2 protein-coding genes are annotated in these 1,191 nt (G+C 49.0%); both read right to left on the reverse strand.

From position 1 onward, the window contains the following. Positions 1–552: hypothetical protein (locus tag JCM12308_RS27500; protein ID WP_208978977.1), on the reverse strand; the 552-nt coding region annotated here is incomplete at its 3' end. Between the two features lie 118 nt (positions 553–670). Continuing rightward, positions 671–1,191: putative Ig domain-containing protein (locus JCM12308_RS28475; RefSeq protein WP_164845410.1), on the reverse strand; the 521-nt coding region annotated here is incomplete at its 5' end.

Here is a 1,191-nt window from a genome sequence, read left to right on the forward strand (position 1 = left end):
GTCTCGGGTGTATTGCTCTTCAAACAGCACCTGGGAGCCTTTGGCCAGCTTGGTGCCCAGCAGCCACTTGCGCTGCGTATCATAAGAGTTGAGCGTGTGTGTTCCGTTGGCGTGGTCAATCCGGGCGATCTCGGCATCAGGAGAATAGTGGATCTGATTAATAGCCCCTGGAATGGCCAGCAACCTGCCAGCCCGGTCATACTGGTATTGTCCGTTTGCGGGTGGCCAGGTTTCTCCATCAGAAAAGGATCGTGCACGCAGCCGGTTGCCATCATCATAAGAGTAGGTGCGGGTATAGGTCTGTCCGTCAATAATGTAGCGTTCGCGCACCAGCCGGCCATGACTGTTGTAGTCATAGTGGATGATGGCAGCCCCATTGCTGATGGTTGTGAGCTGTCCAGTGTTGTGATACCCGGCCCGGGCCTCATCATAGGTGTAAGTGACATCCTCGGTGCTGGCGTGTGCCGCCGCTCCAACGGTCAGTCCCAAAACTAAACCAAGAACTTTTTGAATGATCTGTTTTGACTTAATCATGCGTGCAAACTTCGTCATTTTGACAGTACCTTTGGGTTTGTAACCCGGTCAAAAACTGGAGTTGTTGTATTTGCTAGGGCAATCAACGTTTCATGAAAAACAAGCATCTCTCTATTCCCCAATGGATTATCGAGAGCTAAAAGCTTCTTAGTTTTACTTTGAATGTATCGGAGATAGATGCGTTTCCGTCACTTGCCGTGATTTTGATTAAGAGGTCGCCATGAGATCCTCGCGGACGTTTTCCGGATAACCTGTGCCCATCAAAACTCATCCAAGATGGTAAAGCAGCACCGTTGGCTAGTTCTGCAGTTAGCGATAACGGGTCTCCGTCTGGATCGAGGAATGTGGTGCCAGGCACTTTGTACCACCAACGACCATATGAATACAAAGTTGTGTCAGGTATGGGAGTGTTGATAACTGGAGGGTTGTTATGCGGATTTGTGAAGACGAAGTCATCACGGTGCAGAGCAGACTTTTGGACTTTCTTCAAGACAATAGAGCTATTGTCATTCAAAGAAATGGTTGTATCAGAACCGTCTTGAGATGAGCGATTTAGTAACTGAGGGAAGCTGGAAATGAAGGTTTCCTTAAGCTGAATGACATCGCCTGCCCCATGGCCTGCAGCAAAGTCTTCAATCACATCACGGCCAAAGCTGG

It is taken from the genome of Pseudovibrio denitrificans JCM 12308 (genome assembly GCF_001310815.1).
Lineage (GTDB): Bacteria > Pseudomonadota > Alphaproteobacteria > Rhizobiales > Stappiaceae > Pseudovibrio > Pseudovibrio denitrificans.